Below are 17411 nucleotides of genomic sequence, written 5' to 3'. Positions count from 1 at the left end.
GGAAAACACCCCCCAGGAGCCCCGCATGACCGCACTTCCGCAGGAGCGCCGCGTCCTCACCGCCATCCCCGGCCCGAAGTCGCAGGAACTGCAGACCCGCCGTACCGCCGCGGTCGCCCAGGGCGTGGGCTCCGTGCTGCCCGTGTTCACCGCCCGCGCGGGCGGCGGCATCATCGAGGACGTCGACGGCAACCGCCTGATCGACTTCGGTTCGGGTATCGCCGTGACCTCGGTCGGCGCCTCCGCCGAGGCCGTCGTACGCCGTGCCTCCGCGCAGCTCGCCGACTTCACCCACACCTGTTTCATGGTCACGCCGTACGAGGGCTACGTCGCCGTCGCCGAGGCGCTCGCCGAGCTGACCCCGGGCGACCACGCCAAGAAGTCCGCGCTGTTCAACAGCGGTGCCGAGGCCGTCGAGAACGCCGTCAAGATCGCGCGGGCGTACACCAAGCGGCAGGCGGTCGTGGTCTTCGACCACGGCTACCACGGCCGTACGAACCTCACCATGGCGCTGACCGCGAAGAACATGCCGTACAAGCACGGCTTCGGGCCGTTCGCGCCCGAGGTGTACCGCGTCCCGGTCGCCTACGGCTACCGCTGGCCCACCGGCCCGGAGAACGCGGGCCCGGAGGCCGCCGCGCAGGCGATCGACCAGATCTCCAAGCAGGTCGGCGCCGAGAACGTGGCCGCGATCATCATCGAGCCGGTGCTCGGCGAGGGCGGCTTCATCGAGCCGGCCAAGGGCTTCCTGCCCGCGCTCAGCGCGTTCGCCGAGGACAACGGGATCGTCTTCGTCGCCGACGAGATCCAGTCCGGGTTCTGCCGTACCGGCCAGTGGTTCGCCTGCGAGGACGAGGGCATCGTCCCCGACCTGATCACCACCGCGAAGGGCATCGCCGGCGGTCTGCCGCTCGCCGCCGTCACCGGCCGCGCCGAGATCATGGACGCCGCGCACTCCGGCGGCCTGGGCGGCACCTACGGCGGCAACCCGGTGGCCTGTGCGGGCGCGCTCGGCGCGATCGAGACGATGAAGGAGCTCGACCTCAACGCGAAGGCGAAGGCGATCGAGGCCGTCATGAAGGCCCGCCTGACCGCCATGGCCGAGAAGTTCGAGATCATCGGCGACGTCCGAGGCCGGGGCGCGATGATCGCCATCGAGCTGGTCAAGGACCGTGACACCAAGGAGCCGAACCCCGAGGCGACGGCCGCGCTGGCCAAGGCCTGCCACCAGGAGGGCCTGCTGGTCCTGACCTGCGGCACCTACGGCAACGTGCTGCGCTTCCTGCCCCCGCTGGTCATCGGCGAGGACCTGCTCGGCGAGGGCCTCGACATCATCGAGCAGGCGTTCACACGCATCTGAGCCCCTATCGGGGCAGGTGAGCCGCCCCGGACGGGCCGCGGGGAGCGGTCAGCGGCAGAGCGTGTGAAGAAGGTGTGCGAGGTGGATGACAGGAGCCCGTTCGGCCTGTCGCGGGGCCACCCCCTGCCGTAGGTTTCTCCGCGGATGAGAGATACACCCCGACCACAGGGGACTGTGGACGGGTTCAGGCCGGGGCCTCCCCAGCTTCGACCTGGTCGTGCCTCGCGCACACAAACCGGGGCCTCAAGGGGCTTCGGGTCTCCTCACGATCGGACGGTCGCCCGCCCCAAACCCCCCGGGGCGCGCGGCGTTCCGATCAGGACGGCCACCCGGGCATCTGACACGGCAAGCCGTTCCCCGAAGGGCCGGCGCTCACCCCCCCTTGCGCCGGCCCTTCGGCGTACGCGGACCCACCTGAGATGCTGTGCGGCATGCCGCTGCTCGGACCGTGCGCCGTCCTCTTCGCGCTGATCACCTGGCAGGTCGTCGCCGACGGCCCGCTGACGGTCCTCGACGAGCGGCTCAGCCGGGAGCTGGTCCACCCGGACCGGGCCTCCGAACTCCTCTCGGACCTGGGCAACGTCCAGATCGCCGTACCGGTCCTGCTGATCGCGCTGGTGTACGCCGCCTGGCACGGACGGGCCACGGGTGCGGACCGCTGGTGGCTGCCGCCCGCCGGCGGTCTGCTGGCGATGGTGCTGGTGCCCGTGCTGGTCGTGCCCCTCAAGGCGTGGACCGACCGGCCCGGCACCCCCGCCGTGCCCCCGGCCGTCGGCTACTACCCCTCCGGGCACACGGCGACCGCCGTGGTGGCGTACGGCGCGGCGACGCTGCTGCTGCTTCCGCTGCTGCGGTCACCGGCCGTCCGCCGTCTGCTCGTCGTCCTCTGCGCCGTCCTGGTGGCCGGCGTCTCGTTCGGGCTGGTGCGCCGGGGCTACCACTGGCCGCTGGACGTGGCGGCCAGTTGGTGCCTCGGCGCGATGCTGCTGACCGGGCTCCGGCTCGCCCTCAGCCGAAGTAGCCGTCGAACGTCCGCTGGAACTCCCAGCCCCCGAACCGGTCCCAGTTGATCGACCACGTCATCAGCCCGCGCAGCCCCGGCCACGTCCCGTGGGTCGTGTACGAGCCGCAGTTCGTCCGCCTGGTCAGACAGTCGAGGGCCTTGGTGACCTCGGCCGGGGACACGTGCCCGTTGCCCGCGTTGACGGTGGCCGGCATGCCGATGGCGACCTGGTCGGCGCGCAGCGGCGGGAAGACGTTGTTCGCGTCGCCCGCGACCGGGAAGCCGGTGAGCAGCATGTCCGTCATGGCGATGTGGAAGTCGGCGCCGCCCATGGAGTGGTACTGGTTGTCCAGGCCCATGATCGGCCCGGAGTTGTAGTCCTGGACGTGCAGCAGCGTCAGGTCGTCACGCAGGGCGTGGATCACCGGGAGGTACGCGCCCGCCCGCGGATCCTGGCCGCCCCACTTGCCGGTGCCGTAGTACTGGTAACCGAGCTGGACGAAGAACGTCTCCGGGGCCATGGTCAGCACGAAGGCGTCGCCGTACTTGGCCTTCAGCGTCTTCAGCGCCGAGATCAGGTTGACGATCACCGGCGTCCTCGGGTTCCTGAAGTCGGTGTCGTCGGCGTTCAGGGAGAGCGAGTGGCCCTCGAAGTCGATGTCCAGGCCGTCGAGCCCGTACTCGTCGATGATCTTCGAGACGGAGGAGACGAACAGGTCGCGGGCGGCGGTCGTGGTCAGCTGCACCTGGCCGTTCTGGCCGCCGATGGAGATCAGTACCTTCTTCCCGGCCGCCTGCTTGGCCTTGATCGCCGCCTTGAACTCGGCGTCGCTCTCCACCCCCGGGCACTCCGCGGCCGGGCAGCGGTCGAAGCGGATGTCGCCCGAGGTGACCGAGGTCGGCTCACCGAAGGCCAGGTCGATGACGTCCCAGCTGTCGGGGACATCGGCCAGGCGCGTGTAGCCGGAACCGTTGGCGAAACTGGCGTGCAGGTAGCCGACCAGGGCGTGCGCCGGGAGACCGGGGTCGCCGCCGGAGTCGGGGGTGGCCGTCGTCGCGGTGACGGTGGCCGAACGGGCCGACTCACCCGCGTCGTTCACCGCCGCGACCTGGAAGGCGTACGCCGTCGAGGGCGACAGTCCCGACACGGTGGCCGAGGTCCCGCTCACCGTCCGGATCCTGGTGCCGTCGCGGTAGACCGCGTAGCCGGAGGCGCCGGACACCGGTGACCAGGACAGGGCCACGCTGGTGGTGGTGACGGTGCCGGCCCGCAGTCCGGTGGGCGGGGCGGGCGGCTGGCCGGTCTCGCCGCCGCCGGGGCCGATCAGGGTGATGTCGTCGGCGTGATAGGCGCCGGTGCCGTACCAGCCGTGGGTGTGGACGGTGACGCGGGTGGTGGAGGGACCGGTGCGGAAAGTGGTCGTGAGCCGCTGCCAGTCGGGGGCCGACTGGGTCCAGGTGGACACGTCGGTGGTGCCGGTGCCGTCCGCCCCCAGATACACATAGCTGCCGCGGACGTAACCCGAGAGCGTGTACTGGGAGTTCGGCTGCACGGTGACGGTCTGTGCACAACGGGCGTTGTCGGAGCCGGCCGGGGTGGCCTTCAGCGCCGAACTGCCGCTGTGAACAGGCGTGTTCACGGTCGCACCGGCGGTACAGCTCCAACCGTCGAGGCCGGACTCGAAGCCCCCGTTCCTGGCGAGGTCCGCGTCGGCCGCGCGGGCGGCCGACGACAGCGCGGTCATTCCGGTGGCGGCGAGGGCGGTGGCGGTGAGCAGCGCCACCAGGGGCCGGCGCGCGAAAGGTCTGGAGCGGTCCACAAGGGCCTCCGGGCATGGGGGAGTTGGAGGGCGGAGTGCGCTCAATTTGGTCCAGACCAATTCGGTTGTCAAGCCCCCGCGCGGCTCAGCTGTCGATGCCCAGACCCAGCCGGTCCATCGTCCGCAGCCACAGATTGCGCCGCCCGCCATGGGAGTCCGCCCTGGCCAGCGACCACTTGGTGAGGGCGATACCGGTCCAGGCGAATGGCTCCGGCGGGAACGGCAGCGGCTTTCTGCGCACCATCTCCAGCTCCGTGCGCTCGGTCCGCTCACCCGCCAGCAGGTCCAGCATCACCTCCGCGCCGAAACGCGTCGCGCCCACGCCGAGACCCGTGTAGCCCGCCGCGTACGCGACCTTCCCCGCGTGCGCCGTGCCGAAGAACGCCGAGAAGCGGGAGCAGGTGTCGATCGCGCCGCCCCAGGCGTGGGTGAAGCGCACGCCCTCCAGCTGCGGGAAGCAGGTGAAGAAGTGCCCGGCGAGCTTGGCGTACGTCTTCGGCCGGTCGTCGTACTCGGCGCGCACCCGGCCGCCGTACGGATAGACCGCGTCGTAGCCGCCCCACAGGATGCGGTGGTCGGCGGACAGCCGGAAGTAGTGGAACTGGTTGGCGCTGTCCCCGAGCCCCTGCCGGTTCTTCCAGCCCACCGACGCCAGCTGGTCGGTGGTGAGCGGCTCGGTCATCAGGGCGTAGTCGTAGACCGGGACGGTGTAGGAGCGGACCCGCTTGACCAGACTGGGGAAGACGTTGGTGCCGAGCGCCACCGCACGGGCGCGGATCCTCCCGTACGGGGTGCGTACGGCCATGCCCGCGCCGTAGGGCCGCAGGGTGAGGGCGGGGGTGTGCTCGAACACGCGGACGCCCAGGCCGAGACAGGCCCGCTTCAGTCCCCAGGCGAGCCGGGCCGGGTGGAGCATGGCCACGCCCCGGCGGTCGTACAGGCCCGCCCGGAAGGTCGGGGAGTTCACCTGGTCCCGTACGGCGTCGGCGTCCAGGTACTCGATGCCGTCGGCGAGGCCCTTCGCGCGGATCTCCTCGTACCAGGCCTCCAGTTGCCCGGCCTGGTACGGCTCGGTGGCGACGTCGATCTCACCGGTGCGTTCGAAGTCGCAGTCGATGGAGTGCCGGGCCACCGTCTCCTCGATGGCGTCGAGGTTGCGGGCGCCCAGCCGCTCCAGGGTGTGGATCTCGTCCGGCCAGCGGGCGAGTCCGTTGGGCAGGCCGTGGGTGAGGGAGGCGGCGCAGAAGCCGCCGTTGCGGCCGGAGGCGGCCCAGCCCACCTCGCGGCCCTCCACCAGCACGACGTCGCGCCCGGGGTCGCGCTCCTTGGCGGTCAGCGCGGCCCACAGTCCGCTGTAACCGCCGCCGACGACCAGCAGATCGCAGGTCTCGGTACCGGTGAGGGCCGGCTCGGGATCGGGCCTGGCGGCGTCGTCCAGCCAGTAGGCGGACGGCCGGGCCTCGGAAAGGGATTTCGTCCAACGGCTCATGGCGTCAGCGGCCATGATGTCAACTCCCCACGGGGTTTCACGCCTTCTGCCGGTTGCGGCGATTGCCGACGGCCATCGAGACCAGCACCAGCAGAACGGCGATCACGAACATGGCCGTACCGATCACATTGATCTGCACGGGAGTTCCGCGCTGGGCGGAGCCCCATACGAACATCGGGAACGTGACGGTCGAACCGGCGTTGAAATTGGTGATGATGAAATCGTCGAAGGAGAGCGCGAAGGCGAGCAGCGCGCCCGCCGCGATCCCGGGGGCGGCGATCGGCAGCGTGACCCGCCAGAACGTCTGGACCGGGCCGGCGTACAGATCCTGCGCCGCCTGCTCCAGCCTCGGGTCCATGGACATCACCCGTGCCTTCACGGCGACCACGACGAAGCTGAGGCAGAACATGATGTGGGCGATCAGAATCGTCCAGAAGCCCAGTTGGGCACCCATGTTGAGGAACAGGGTGAGCAGCGAGGCCGCCATGACCACCTCGGGCATCGCCATCGGCAGGAAGATCAGCGAGTTCACCGCGCCGCGCGCGCGGAAGCGGTAACGCACCAGCGCGAAGGCGATCATCGTGCCGAGGACGGTGGCGCCGATCGTCGCCCACAGCGCGATCCGCAGGCTCAGCGTCAGCGAACCGCACAGTCCGGAGACCCCGCAGGGATCCCGCCACGCCTCGGTGGAGAACTCCTGCCACTCGTAATTGAAGCGCCCCTTCGGATTGTTGAAGGAGAACGCGGTGACGATGACGTTCGGCAGCAGGAGATAGGCCAGGGTGGCCAGCCCCGCGATCACCACGAGACGGCGCTTCAGCCAGTTGACGAAGGGCATCAGACCAGATCCTCCGTCCCCGACTTACGGATGTAGAAGGTGACCATGAACAGGATCGCGGCCATCAGGATGAACGAAAGGGCGGCGGCCGTCGGATAGTCGAGAATCCGCAGGAACTGCGACTGGATGACGTTGCCGACCATGCGGGTGTCGGTGGAGCCGAGCAGATCCGCGTTGACGTAGTCGCCGGTGGCCGGGATGAAGGTGAGCAGCGTCCCGGAGACCACGCCCGGCATCGACAGCGGGAAGGTGACCTTGCGGAAGGTGGTCGACGGCTTGGCGTACAGATCGTTCGCCGCCTCGTGCAGCCGCGGGTCGATGCGTTCCAGCGAGGTGTAGAGCGGCAGGATCATGAACGGCAGGAAGTTGTACGTCAGACCGCACACCACCGCGAGCGGCGTGGCGAGCACCCGGTCGCCGACGGTCCAGCCCAGCCACGCCGTGACGTCCAGGACGTGCAGCGTGTCCAGGGCGCCGACGACCGGTCCGCCGTCGGCGAGGATCGTCTTCCAGGCGAGGGTGCGGATCAGGAAACTGGTGAAGAACGGCGCGATCACCAGGATCATGATCAGATTCCGCCAGCGTCCCGCGCGGAACGCGATCAGATACGCGAGCGGATAGCCGAGCAGCAGACACAGCACCGTCGCGGAGGCCGCGTAGAGCACCGAGCGGACGAACTGCGGCCAGTACTCGGACAGCGCGTCCCCGTAGGCGGCGAAATGCCAGGTGACCTTGTAGCCCTCCTCCAGGGAGCCCGTCTGCACGGACGTGGAGGCCTGGTAGATCACCGGCAGCGCGAAGAACACCACCAGCCAGAGCAGACCGGGCAGCAGCAGCCAGTACGGCGTCCAGCGGCCCCGCCCGCGCGGCGGTTTCTTCTCCGGCGGGGCGGGCGCCAGGGGCGGCGCCTCGGTGACCGTGGTCATCAGGCGACCTCTTCCCCGACCGTCTCGACGCCCGCGGAGCCCACGGTCCCGGCAAGCAGGGACTGGGCGGCGTCGAGACCGAAGGTGTGCGCCGGATTCCAGTGCAGGACCACCTCGGCGCCCGGTACCAGCCGGGCGTCGCGGTCGATGTTCTGGACGTAGACCTCGAAGCCGGCGCAGACCGGGCTGTCGACGACGAACTGCGTGGACACGCCGAGGAAACTGGAGTCGGCGATCCGCCCGGTGATCCGGTTGCGGCCCCCGGGTATCTCTCCGGCGTCGTCGGCGTGCGTCAGGGAGATCTTCTCCGGGCGCACCCCTACCAGCACCTTCCCGCCGGTCGTCGTGGCCGCGCTGTTACGGGCCTCGGGGAGCGCGAGCTTGCCGCCGCCCGCCTTCAGCACCAGCTCACCGCCGGACGCCGAGTCGACCTCGGCCTCGATGAGGTTCGAGGTGCCGAGGAAGTTCGCGACGAACGTGGTGCGCGGGTTCTCGTACAGGTCGGCGGGTGAGCCGAGCTGCTCGACCCGGCCCGCGTTCATCACGGCGACCGTGTCGGCCATGGTCATGGCCTCCTCCTGGTCGTGCGTGACATGCACGAACGTGATGCCGACCTCGGTCTGGATGCGCTTCAGCTCCAGCTGCATCTGACGCCGCAGCTTCAGGTCCAGGGCGCCCAGCGGCTCGTCGAGCAGCAGCACCTTCGGGTGGTTGATCAGCGCACGGGCCACCGCCACCCGCTGCTGCTGGCCGCCGGAGAGCTGATGCGGCTTCTTACGGGCCTGCTCGCCCAGCTGGACCAGCTCCAGCATCTCCCCGACCTGCTTCTTCACACCCTTGATGCCGCGCCGGCGCAGACCGAAGGCGACGTTCTCGAAGATGTCGAGGTGCGGGAAGAGGGCGTAGGACTGGAAGACCGTGTTCACCGGCCGCTTGTACGGCGGCAGCGCGGTGACGTCCTGGTCACCGAGGTGGACGGTGCCGGACGTGGGCTCCTCCAGGCCGGCGATCATGCGCAGGGTGGTGGTCTTGCCGCAGCCGGACGCGCCGAGCAGGGCGAAGAACGAGCCCTGCGGGACGGTCAGGTCCAGGGGGTGTACGGCGGTGAAGGAGCCGTACGTCTTGCCGATACCGGTGAGACGGACGTCCCCGCCGTGGCCGGCCGTGCTGGTGTCTTCGGTCGTCTTCATCTCGTCACGCCCCAGTGAGCTTCGCGAACTTCTCTTCGAATTCCGTCTCTTCCTCGGAGCTCAGCGAGCGGAAGGCACGGGACTTGGCCTGCATGGCCCGGTCGGGGAGAATCAGCGGGTTGTTCGCCGCGTCCTCGTCGATCTCCGCGAGATCGTCCTTCACTCCGTCGACGGGACAGACGAAGTTGATGTACGCGGCGAGCCGCGCGGCCGGCTTCGGCTCGAAGTAGTAGTCGATCAGCCGCTCGGCGTTCGTCTTGTGCCGGGCCTTGTTGGGGATCAGCATGTTGTCGCTGGACGTCATGTAACCGCTGTCCGGGATCAGGAACTCGATGTCCGGGTTGTCCGCCTTGAGCTGGACGAGGTCGCCGGCCCAGGCGAGACAGGCGGCGAAGTCGCCCTTGGCGAGGTCGGAGGTGTAGTCGTTGCCGGTGAAGCGGCGGACCTGCCCCTTGTCGACGGCCTTCTGCAGACGGGCGATCGCCGCGTCGTAGTCGTCCGCGGCGAACTTCGCCGGGTCCTTGTCCATGTCGAGCAAGGTCATGCCGACGGTGTCACGCATCTCGGTGAGCAGACCGACCCGGCCCTTGAGCCTCGGATTGTCCAGCAGGTCGGAGAGGGTGCGTACCTCCACGCCGTCGAGCGCCTTCTTGTTGTAGCCGATGACCGTGGAGATGCCCTGCCACGGATACGAGTAGGAGCGTCCCGGATCCCAGTCGGGGTCGCGGAACTGGGCCGACAGATGGGTGAAGGCGTTCGGCAGATGGGAGGGGTCCAGTTTCTGGACCCAGCCGAGACGGATCAGACGGGCCGCGAGCCAGTCGGTGAGGACGATGATGTCGCGTCCGGTGTCCTGGCCCGCCGCCAGCTGCGGCTTGATCTTGCCGAAGAACTCGGTGTTGTCGTTGATGTCCTCGGTGTACTTGACCTTGACGCCCGTACGCCGCGTGAACGCGTCCAGCGTGGGGTGCGCGCGCCCGCTGTCGTCGACGTCCATGTACTCGGTCCAGTTGGAGAAGCTGACGGTCTTCTCCTCCTTCGAGTGGTCCTCCGCGGAGACACCGCCCTGTGTGTTGCCTGCCGCGGGGATGCCGCAGCCGCTCAGCACACCGAGTCCGCCGGCCGCGAGCGCCCCGCCCGCGGAGGAGCGCAGCAGCGAACGGCGGGACAGGCCCGCCCTGCCGGTACGCAAGCTGCGCCGCATGGCGGCGACCTGGGCCGGGGAGAGGCGGTCGGGCTCGTACTGCTCCATGCGCGTGGTGCCCTTTCGGGAGATGGCCGCGGGTCGGGCGGCCTGGCTGCTATCGGTCCCCGAAGACGGTGCGGTGCCAGTCCTTGCGGACCGCCGCGGTGTTGTCGAACATGACGTGCTTGAGCTGCGTGTACTCCTCGAACGAATAGGCGGACATGTCCTTGCCGAAGCCGGACGCCCGGTATCCGCCGTGCGGCATCTCGCTGATGATCGGAATGTGGTCGTTGATCCACACGCACCCGGCCTTGATCTCGCGGGTGGCGCGGCCCGTCCGGTACACGTCCCTGCTCCACGCGGAGGCGGCGAGTCCGTACGGGGTGTCGTTGGCCAGCGCGATGCCCTCGTCGTCGGTGTCGAAGGGCAGCACGACCAGCACCGGACCGAAGATCTCGGACTGCACGACCTCGCTGTCCTGCGGTGCGCCGGCGATGAGGGTGGGGAGATAGTACGCGCCGCTCTCCAGTTCGCCCAGAGGCGCTTCGCCGCCGGTCACCACGCGTGCGTAGGCACGCGCCCGGTCGACGAAGCCGGCCACCCGGTCGCGCTGGGCGTGCGAGACGAGCGGGCCGAGGTCGGTGCCGGGGGCGAAGGGGTCGCCCAGCCGGACCGTCTCCATCAGGGCGGCGGTGCGCTCCACGAACGCGTCGTAGAGCGGACGCTGGATGTAGGCGCGGGTGGCGGCCGTGCAGTCCTGTCCCGTGTTGATCAGCGCGCCAGCGACCGCGCCGTTGACGGCGGCGTCGAGGTCGGCGTCGTCGAAGACGAGGAAGGGCGCCTTGCCGCCGAGTTCCAGGTGGAGGCGTTTGACGGTGGTGGTGGCGATCTCGGCGACCCGCCTGCCGACGGCGGTGGAGCCGGTGAAGGAGGTCATGGCCACATCGGGGTGGCCGACCAGGTGCTCGCCCGCCTCCCCGCCGGTGCCGGTGACGATGTTGATCACGCCGTCCGGGATTCCGGCGTCGGTCGCGGCCCGCGCGAAGAGGAGTGAGGTCAGCGGGGTGAGCTCGGCGGGCTTGAGGACGACGGTGTTGCCCGCGGCGATCGCCGGGAGGATCTTCCAGGCGGCCATCTGGAGAGGGTAGTTCCAGGGGGCGATGGAACCGACGACGCCGATGGGTTCGCGACGGACGTAGGAGGTGTGGTCGCCGGAGTACTCGCCGGCCGCCTGGCCCTGGAGGTGACGGGCGGCGCCGGCGAAGAAGGCGATGTTGTCGATGGTGCCGGGGACGTCGAACTCGCGGGTCAGCTTCAGCGGCTTGCCGCACTGGAGTGATTCCGTGCGGGCGAAGTCCTCCGCGCGGTCGGCGACGACTTCGGCGAAGCGGTGCAGGGTGTCCGAGCGTTCGGCGGGGGTGGCTGCCGCCCATGTGGTCAGCGCGTGGCGTGCGGCGGTGACGGCGGTGTCCACGTCTGCCGTGCCGGCGAGTTCGTAGATGTACACATCCTGGCCGGTGGCCGGGTTCACGACGGTGTGGGTACGGCCCGAGGTGCCCTTGGCCGGGCGACCGGCGATGAACTGGGCTCCGTCCGGATGGTGCATGTCGCTCTCCTCCGTGCACGAGGGGCGGCGTGGCGCCGGCTCGATTTGAGTGCCGATCCTGGCAGAGGGAGGGGAGTCCAACAAGTGATTCCGTTGTTGAATTTTGGTTACGCGACGGAATCTGTTGGTGGGGAGAGGGGTGGCGACGGAAATGGCGGGGCGGGTGTCGGTGGTTGCTGGGAGACTCCGGCGCGGAGGAGACGACGGGTTTTCTCGCCCCCGCCGCCCCTTCCCGTCCCGTTCCTGGGGCTGCGCCCCAGACCCCCTGTCGGCCCTTCGGGCCTCGTCCTCAAACGCCGGACGGGCTGGAAACAGCCCCTCCGGCGTTTGAGGAGCGGGGGTCCGGGGGCAGCGCCCCCGGTTCGGGACGGGAAGGGGCGGCGGGGGCGGACCGAACGACACGGAGGCAGCGCACCCATGGACTCACACGCGACCCTGATCGAGGCGGTCCGGGCCGGCAAGAAGGTCAAGTACCTGCACTTCTGGGGCCACCGCCCCCACCCCGACGGCCGCGTCGGCCCGAGCTGCCTCAGCCAGTGGTGGCCGTCCCCGTTCACCGTCGACGGCAAGCACTACGCGACCGCCGAACACTGGATGATGGCCGCGAAGGCCCGCCTCTTCGACGACCCGGAGGGCGAGCGCCGGGTACTCGCCGCAGAACACCCCTCACAGGCGAAAAAGGCGGGACGCCAAGTACGCGGCTTCGACGAGACGACCTGGCGCAGCGAACGCTTCCCCCTCGTCGTCGAAGGCACCCTGCACAAGTTCACCGCCCACGAAGACCTGCGCGCGTTCCTTCTGAACACCGGCGACCGCGTCCTGGTCGAGGCCAGCCCGGTGGACCGGGTCTGGGGCATCGGCCTCGCGGCCGGTGACGAGGGCGCGGCAGACCCGGAACGCTGGCGCGGCCCGAACCTGCTGGGGTTCGCCCTGATGGAAGCCCGCCGCAGACTGCGCGCCGGCTGAACGGCCTCGCGCGGGGAAGCCGGTCTGCGGACATGACCTGCCGATCACGCCCCACCACCCCGGCAGAGGCCCGGCACCGATGTCCGCGATGCCGGGCCCCTGCCCAAGATGCCGGCCCTCCCCGGACCCTCAACCGGAGAAGCCGACCCGCGCCAGCCGCAGCGGCCCGCGCAGTCGGACCCGCACGTCGCGCACACCGTCGACGACGGCGAAGGACGCGCGGAGCGTGATGTAGTCGTACGGCCCCGACGTGGGCGCCGACGGTGACAGCGACGCGAGCACCGGCCCGTCACCCACCGAGACCTCGGCCGTCCCCTCGCCGGACACCTCCATGGCGACCCCCGTCACCCCGTCACCGAAGTCGCAGCGACGGAAGAGGAGTTCCCCCTCCTTCCCGGCCACGGCCGTGACCGCGTCGCCCGCCGACCTGTCCCGGTCGACGATCTCGACACCGCTCTGCTCGTCGAAGTCCGCCCCGTCCAGTCCGCGTTCGACCACCGCACGCGCGGCGGCGGGCTCACCGTCCAGCGTGAGAGTGACCCGCGACCGTATGTCCTCGCTGGACGCACCGGCCAGCAGCTCATACGCCCCCGGCTCCACCCGCCACCGGCCCACCGCCACATCCCAGAACGCGAACGCGGACAGCGGCAGTACGAAGGACAGTTCCACCGTCTCCCCGGGCGCCGGCCCCACCCTCCGGTGCGCCAGCAGCTCACGGCGCGGACGCGGGACCGACGGGTCCACGGCACGGACGTACAGCTGGGCCACCTCGTCGGCGGTCACGTCCCCCGAGTTGGTGACGGGGAACGAGACCCGCACCGAGGAGTCGACGACATCGGCCGTCAACTCCCCGTAGGAGAAAGCCCCGTACGACAGTCCGTGCCCGAAGGGGAACAGCGGTGTCCCCTCGAAGTACAGATAGGTCTGCCGGCCGCCGATCACGTCGTAGTCCAGCAGGTCCGGCAGATCCGCGTCGTCGGCGTACCAGGTCTGCGGCAGCCGCCCGGCGGGGGAGACGTCACCGGCGAGGATCCGGGCCAGCGCGGTGCCGGCCGCCTGGCCGCCGTGCGCGGTCCACAGCGTCGCGGGGAGGTCCGCCGGGTCGACCGCGTACGGGTAGGCGGAGGTCAGCACCAGCACCGTGCGCGGGTTGGCGGCGCGGGCCGCACGCAGCAGCCGCTCCTGCTGGGCGGGCAGCCGCAGTGTCGTCCGGTCCTCGGTCTCGCGGCCGTTGATGTGCGGGTCGTTGCCGGCGACCACCACGACCACGTCGGCGCGGGCCGCCGCGCGGGTGACGGCGTCCTCCCCGCGCTCGGCGACGATCAGCTCGAAGACCTCCGGGTCGTCGTCGGCAACCTTCACGCCGTCGGCGGCGACCTGCACATGGCGTCCTGTCCCCACATGCCTGAGGAGGTGACCGTCCCCGTGCGGTTCCAGCCGGAACGTCTCCTGAACGATCCAGCCGCCCGGCTGGTCGGCGGAGGCGCGGAGGTATCCGTCCTCGGCGACCGAGAGATAGCGGCCGTCGGGCGCGCGCAGGGTGAGCACGCCCTCGCCCCAGTCGGCCAGCGCGAGTTCGCTGCCGGCCGGCTCGGCGGTCAGCGGCGGCAGGTCGGTGCGGCCCGCGAGCAGCGCCGGGTCGAGCGCGCCCTCGGCGCCGCGGGCCGGCTCGGCGGCCTCGGGTGCCGGCGGGACATGCAGGAACGTGCCCGCGGAGGTCTTCAGGAGCACCCGGTCCACGCCCTCGGCGAACTCCACACGGTCGGCGCCGAAACGCTCGTAGAGCCCCTCCAGCGGGGTGGAGCGGTGGATGAGGCTGCCGCTGTACCAGTCGAGCTTGCACTCGTCGGCCAGCAGTCCCACGACCGCGATCCGGGTGTCCGGGGCGAGCGGCAGCAGGTTCTCGTTGCGCAGCAGGACGATCGCCTGCTCGGCGGCCTCCTGGGCGAGCGCCCGGTGCTCCGGGGTGTCGAAGGGCTGCTTCCCCGCGTACGGGTCGGCGTCCGGGTCGAACTCGCCGAGCCGGAACCGCACGGAGAGCTGACGGCGTACGGCCGTGTCGAGGTCGGCCTCCGTCAGCAGTCCCCGCTCCAGCGCGCCCCGCACACGTCCGATGACAGTCGAGCTGTCGGTGCCGTGATCGGTGAAGCTGTCGACGCCGGCCCGCAGGGCCGCCGCGGTGGCCTCCTCGTGGGTGTCGAAGTAGTGCTCGGAGTCGACCAGGTTGGACGGCGCCCCGGCGTCCGAGCAGACCAGCAGGTCCTCTTCGGTCCAGGTGCGCAACTGTTCCCGCAGATACGGGGACACGTGGTTGGGTCGGCCGTTGACCAGGTTGTACGCCGGCATCACCCCGGCCACCGTGCCCGCCTCCACGGTGTCGCGGAAGGCACGCAGGTCGTATTCGTGCAGCACGCGCGGACGGACGGAGCTGGACGCGGTGTCGCGCTCCGTCTCGTTGTTGTGCGCCAGCCAGTGCTTCAGCACAGGGGCCGTGCGCCAGTAGAGCGGGTGGTCACCGCGCAGGCCGTGGGTGTAGGCGGTGGCGATCGCCGAAGTCAGCCTCGGATCCTCCGAGTAGCCCTCCTCGTTGCGGCCCCACAGCGGGTGGCGCAGCAGATTGACCACCGGCGCCCAGACGTTGAGGCCGACGCGCTCGTCCCGGACCCGCATCGCACGGGCCTCGCGGGACACCGCCTCGCCCACCCGGCGCACCAGCTCCTCGTTCCAGGTGGCGCCCAGACCGACGGCCTGCGGGAACACGGTCGCCGGACCCATCCAGGCGACCCCGTGCAGGGCCTCCTGGCCGGTGCGGAACGCGGCGACGCCCAGCCGCTCGACGGCCGGCCCGAACTGGTGCAGAAATCCGATCTTCTCGTCGAGGGTGAGCCGCGACAGAAGGTCGTCGATGCGCTTCGCGAACGGCAGGCCCGTATCGCGGAAAGCCGGCGTGGGCGGCGTTGTTGCGGTCACGTGGTGGTCCCCTTGGGATGGAGCGACGAGGCGCTTTCGAAGCGCTTCGATGCTCATTCGGGGCGGGGGCGGGTGTCAAGGGATTCGAGTGCAACAGATCGGACGCCTCGCTTGCGATCTCCCTGTGGTATATCCGCATCGCGATCACGCATACATCCGAGGAATCTTGGATCCGACCCTTGTGTGCCCCTGGGTGTTCACTTAACCTCGCACCACATCGAAGCGCTTCGACTGCGAGGACCCGCCTTTCCGGCGCACCTTCCGCCGAACGACCGCTTCGGCTCAGCCAGTTCCACTGAAGACACCGCAGCCGACGGCCACCGCCGGGTGTCCTGGTGCGCCATGAAGGGTTGACGCAATGACGCCGAACGCCGCCTCCACGTCCTCCGGGCCGAGCCGGAGAAGCTTCCTCGCCTCCTCGGCGGTCGCCACCGCAGCGGTGGCGGGGGGAATGCCGCTGCTTGCCGCGTGCGGCGGGTCCGACGGAGGCTCGCGGGACGGCACCACGTCGGGCAAGGACGCCAAGAAGATCCTCCCCGCGTATGTGGCGAGCAATGTGGTCACGCCCGACATCCCGAGCAAGAACGGTTCGGCGGTCGGTTTCACCGGCAGGCTCGCTCTGGCGGACCTGAAGACGTCGGTGCCGAAGAAGCTCGGCAAGGGCGGCGAGGTCACGATCATGTCGCCGTTCTGGGGCTCCCCGCCCAAGGACGACAACGCCTACTACACCTCGATGAATGACCTCATCGGCGTCGACGTGGTCTGGCAGAACCAGGACGGCAACACCTACGACCAGAAACTCGGCGCGGTCCTCGCCTCCAGCGAGGTGCCCGACGTGGTGGTCGTGCCCGGCTGGAACATGACGGGCAAGATACCCAGCGCCATCATCGGCAAGTTCGCCGACCTCGGCCCGTATCTGTCCGGTGACGCCGTCAAGGAGTACCCGAACCTCGCGGCCATCCCCACCGACGCCTGGCAGCGCTCCATCTTCGGCGGCAAACTGCGCGGCCTGCCCATGCCGTCCTCGTACGTCACCGGCATCGTGCCGCTCTACCGCCAGGACGTCTTCGAGAAGGAGGGCTACGAAGTCCCCCGCTCCTGCGACGAGTTCCTGGCGCTGGCCAAGGACGCCACCAACGCCAAGGCCAAGCGCTGGGCCTGCCTGGACATGAAGTGGACCGCCTTCAACGCCTTCGGCGTGCTCTCCGGCAACGAGAAGTCCCTCGGCTGGAACGAGGTCGACGGCAAACTCGTCTACCGCATCGAGACCGAGGAGTACCTCGAGGCCCTGGAGTGGACGCGCAAGCTGTTCGCCGCCGGCGTGGTGCACCCCGACGCCAGGCTCGGCAAGAGCAACGCCGCCGACCCCGGACCCAAGTTCGCCGCCGGTGAGTTCCTCATCTACAACCAGGACTCCTCCCAGTGGTGGAGCCGCACCGCTGAACAGGCCACCCAGAACCCCGAGTTCAGGATCTGGGGCATGGACATCTTCGGCCACGACGGCGGCGACCCCGCCCTGTGGGCGCAGAACCCGGCCAGCATCTTCGCCTTCATCAACAAGAAGGCCCCCGAGGCCGTGATCCGCGACGTGCTGGCCGTCGCCAACGTCACCGCGGCGCCGTACGGCACCAAGGAGTACATGGCCACCAACTACGGCGTGGAGGGCACCCATTACACCGTCAAGGACGGCGTGCCCACCAAGACCGACCAGGGCAACATCGACGTGATGAACGCCTATGTGATGGTGGCGAGCCCCGCCGCCACCATCGCCCACCCCGACTTCCCCGACGTCGCCAAGGGCCAGGTGGAGTGGCAGCAGCGGATGGGCGCCTTCACCAAGAAGCCGTCCTTCTACGGCATGCAGATCACCGAACCCGCCCGCTGGACCAACCTCTCCAACGACTTCGAGCAGTTGGAGGACGACGTCGTCCGCGGCCGTAAGAAGGTCGGCGATGTGCAGCAGGCCGTCTCCGACTGGAAGAGCAAGGGCGGCGACAAACTCCGCGACTGGTACCGGAAGATCCTCGACGAGAACGGCTCGGCGGCCGGCTGACCAG

At 69.9% G+C, this 17411-nt stretch carries 12 protein-coding genes; 4 read left to right on the top strand and 8 right to left on the bottom strand.

Annotation, left to right across the window (positions count from 1 at the left end):
• Nucleotides 1–25: 25 nt before the first annotated feature.
• The gene (gabT, locus tag ACGFR9_RS25225; protein WP_393212401.1) at nucleotides 26–1360 is read left to right on the top strand and encodes a 4-aminobutyrate--2-oxoglutarate transaminase; all 1335 of its coding nucleotides are present in this window, start codon (nucleotides 26–28) and stop codon (nucleotides 1358–1360) included.
• 431 nt (nucleotides 1361–1791) lie between these two features.
• On the top strand, nucleotides 1792–2430 hold the full coding sequence (locus ACGFR9_RS25220; protein WP_393212399.1) for a phosphatase PAP2 family protein: 639 nt from the start codon (nucleotides 1792–1794) through the stop codon (nucleotides 2428–2430).
• Here the strand turns inward: ACGFR9_RS25220 and ACGFR9_RS25215 are convergent.
• The 7 genes from ACGFR9_RS25215 to ACGFR9_RS25185 form a co-directional block, all read right to left on the bottom strand.
• On the bottom strand, nucleotides 2369–4183 hold the full coding sequence (locus ACGFR9_RS25215) for a chitinase (RefSeq protein WP_393212397.1): 1815 nt from the start codon (nucleotides 4181–4183) through the stop codon (nucleotides 2369–2371). The genes ACGFR9_RS25220 and ACGFR9_RS25215 overlap by 62 nt on opposite strands.
• Nucleotides 4184–4268: 85 nt before the next feature.
• Nucleotides 4269–5687, bottom strand: coding sequence for an NAD(P)/FAD-dependent oxidoreductase (locus tag ACGFR9_RS25210; protein WP_393212395.1), 1419 nt, complete (start codon nucleotides 5685–5687; stop codon nucleotides 4269–4271).
• 22 nt (nucleotides 5688–5709) lie between these two features.
• Nucleotides 5710–6510, bottom strand: coding sequence for an ABC transporter permease (locus ACGFR9_RS25205; RefSeq protein ID WP_393212393.1), 801 nt, complete (start codon nucleotides 6508–6510; stop codon nucleotides 5710–5712).
• Nucleotides 6510–7436, bottom strand: coding sequence for an ABC transporter permease (locus ACGFR9_RS25200; RefSeq protein ID WP_393212391.1), 927 nt, complete (start codon nucleotides 7434–7436; stop codon nucleotides 6510–6512). Before ACGFR9_RS25200 ends, ACGFR9_RS25205 begins: the two co-directional genes overlap by 1 nt.
• Nucleotides 7436–8626: an ABC transporter ATP-binding protein gene (locus ACGFR9_RS25195; protein WP_393212389.1), complete on the bottom strand. Its 1191-nt coding sequence runs from the start codon at nucleotides 8624–8626 to the stop codon at nucleotides 7436–7438. Before ACGFR9_RS25195 ends, ACGFR9_RS25200 begins: the two co-directional genes overlap by 1 nt.
• Before the next feature lie 4 nt (nucleotides 8627–8630).
• Entirely contained in the window at nucleotides 8631–9878 is a 1248-nt protein-coding gene (locus ACGFR9_RS25190; RefSeq protein ID WP_393212387.1) for a spermidine/putrescine ABC transporter substrate-binding protein, read from the bottom strand.
• A 49-nt stretch (nucleotides 9879–9927) separates the two neighbouring features.
• The gene (locus ACGFR9_RS25185; protein ID WP_393212385.1) at nucleotides 9928–11418 is read right to left on the bottom strand and encodes a gamma-aminobutyraldehyde dehydrogenase; all 1491 of its coding nucleotides are present in this window, start codon (nucleotides 11416–11418) and stop codon (nucleotides 9928–9930) included.
• Nucleotides 11419–11835: 417 nt separating this feature from the next.
• Between ACGFR9_RS25185 and ACGFR9_RS25180 the strand changes: the two genes are divergently transcribed.
• Nucleotides 11836–12384 carry an NADAR family protein gene (locus ACGFR9_RS25180; protein ID WP_393212383.1) on the top strand — a complete coding sequence of 183 codons (549 nt, stop codon included), beginning with the start codon at nucleotides 11836–11838 and terminating at the stop codon, nucleotides 12382–12384.
• 129 nt (nucleotides 12385–12513) lie between these two features.
• Here the strand turns inward: ACGFR9_RS25180 and ACGFR9_RS25175 are convergent, their stop codons facing one another.
• Nucleotides 12514–15354 (bottom strand): glycoside hydrolase family 3 C-terminal domain-containing protein, encoded by a 2841-nt coding sequence (locus ACGFR9_RS25175; protein WP_393212381.1) that lies wholly within the window; start codon nucleotides 15352–15354, stop codon nucleotides 12514–12516.
• Nucleotides 15355–15712: 358 nt separating this feature from the next.
• Between ACGFR9_RS25175 and ACGFR9_RS25170 the strand changes: the two genes are divergently transcribed.
• Nucleotides 15713–17407, top strand: a complete 1695-nt coding sequence (locus ACGFR9_RS25170) for an extracellular solute-binding protein (RefSeq protein WP_393212379.1) — start codon at nucleotides 15713–15715, stop codon at nucleotides 17405–17407.
• The last annotated feature ends 4 nt before the right edge of the window (nucleotides 17408–17411 follow it).

It is taken from the genome of Streptomyces sp. NPDC048584 (genome assembly GCF_043199595.1).
Classification (GTDB): domain Bacteria; phylum Actinomycetota; class Actinomycetes; order Streptomycetales; family Streptomycetaceae; genus Streptomyces; species Streptomyces edwardsiae.
Note: the sequence above shows the minus strand (reverse complement) of the source record. Positions and strands in the feature narration are given on the sequence as shown.

Coding starts and splice junctions, on each gene's coding strand:
- gabT (WP_393212401.1), top strand. CDS start 26: ATGACCGCACTTCCGCAGGAGCGCCGCGTCCTCACCGCCATCCCCGGC.
- ACGFR9_RS25220 (WP_393212399.1), top strand. CDS start 1,792: ATGCCGCTGCTCGGACCGTGCGCCGTCCTCTTCGCGCTGATCACCTGG.
- ACGFR9_RS25210 (WP_393212395.1), bottom strand. CDS start 5,687: ATGGCCGCTGACGCCATGAGCCGTTGGACGAAATCCCTTTCCGAGGCC.
- ACGFR9_RS25205 (WP_393212393.1), bottom strand. CDS start 6,510: ATGCCCTTCGTCAACTGGCTGAAGCGCCGTCTCGTGGTGATCGCGGGG.
- ACGFR9_RS25200 (WP_393212391.1), bottom strand. CDS start 7,436: ATGACCACGGTCACCGAGGCGCCGCCCCTGGCGCCCGCCCCGCCGGAG.
- ACGFR9_RS25195 (WP_393212389.1), bottom strand. CDS start 8,626: ATGAAGACGACCGAAGACACCAGCACGGCCGGCCACGGCGGGGACGTC.
- ACGFR9_RS25190 (WP_393212387.1), bottom strand. CDS start 9,878: ATGGAGCAGTACGAGCCCGACCGCCTCTCCCCGGCCCAGGTCGCCGCC.
- ACGFR9_RS25185 (WP_393212385.1), bottom strand. CDS start 11,418: ATGCACCATCCGGACGGAGCCCAGTTCATCGCCGGTCGCCCGGCCAAG.
- ACGFR9_RS25180 (WP_393212383.1), top strand. CDS start 11,836: ATGGACTCACACGCGACCCTGATCGAGGCGGTCCGGGCCGGCAAGAAG.
- ACGFR9_RS25170 (WP_393212379.1), top strand. CDS start 15,713: ATGACGCCGAACGCCGCCTCCACGTCCTCCGGGCCGAGCCGGAGAAGC.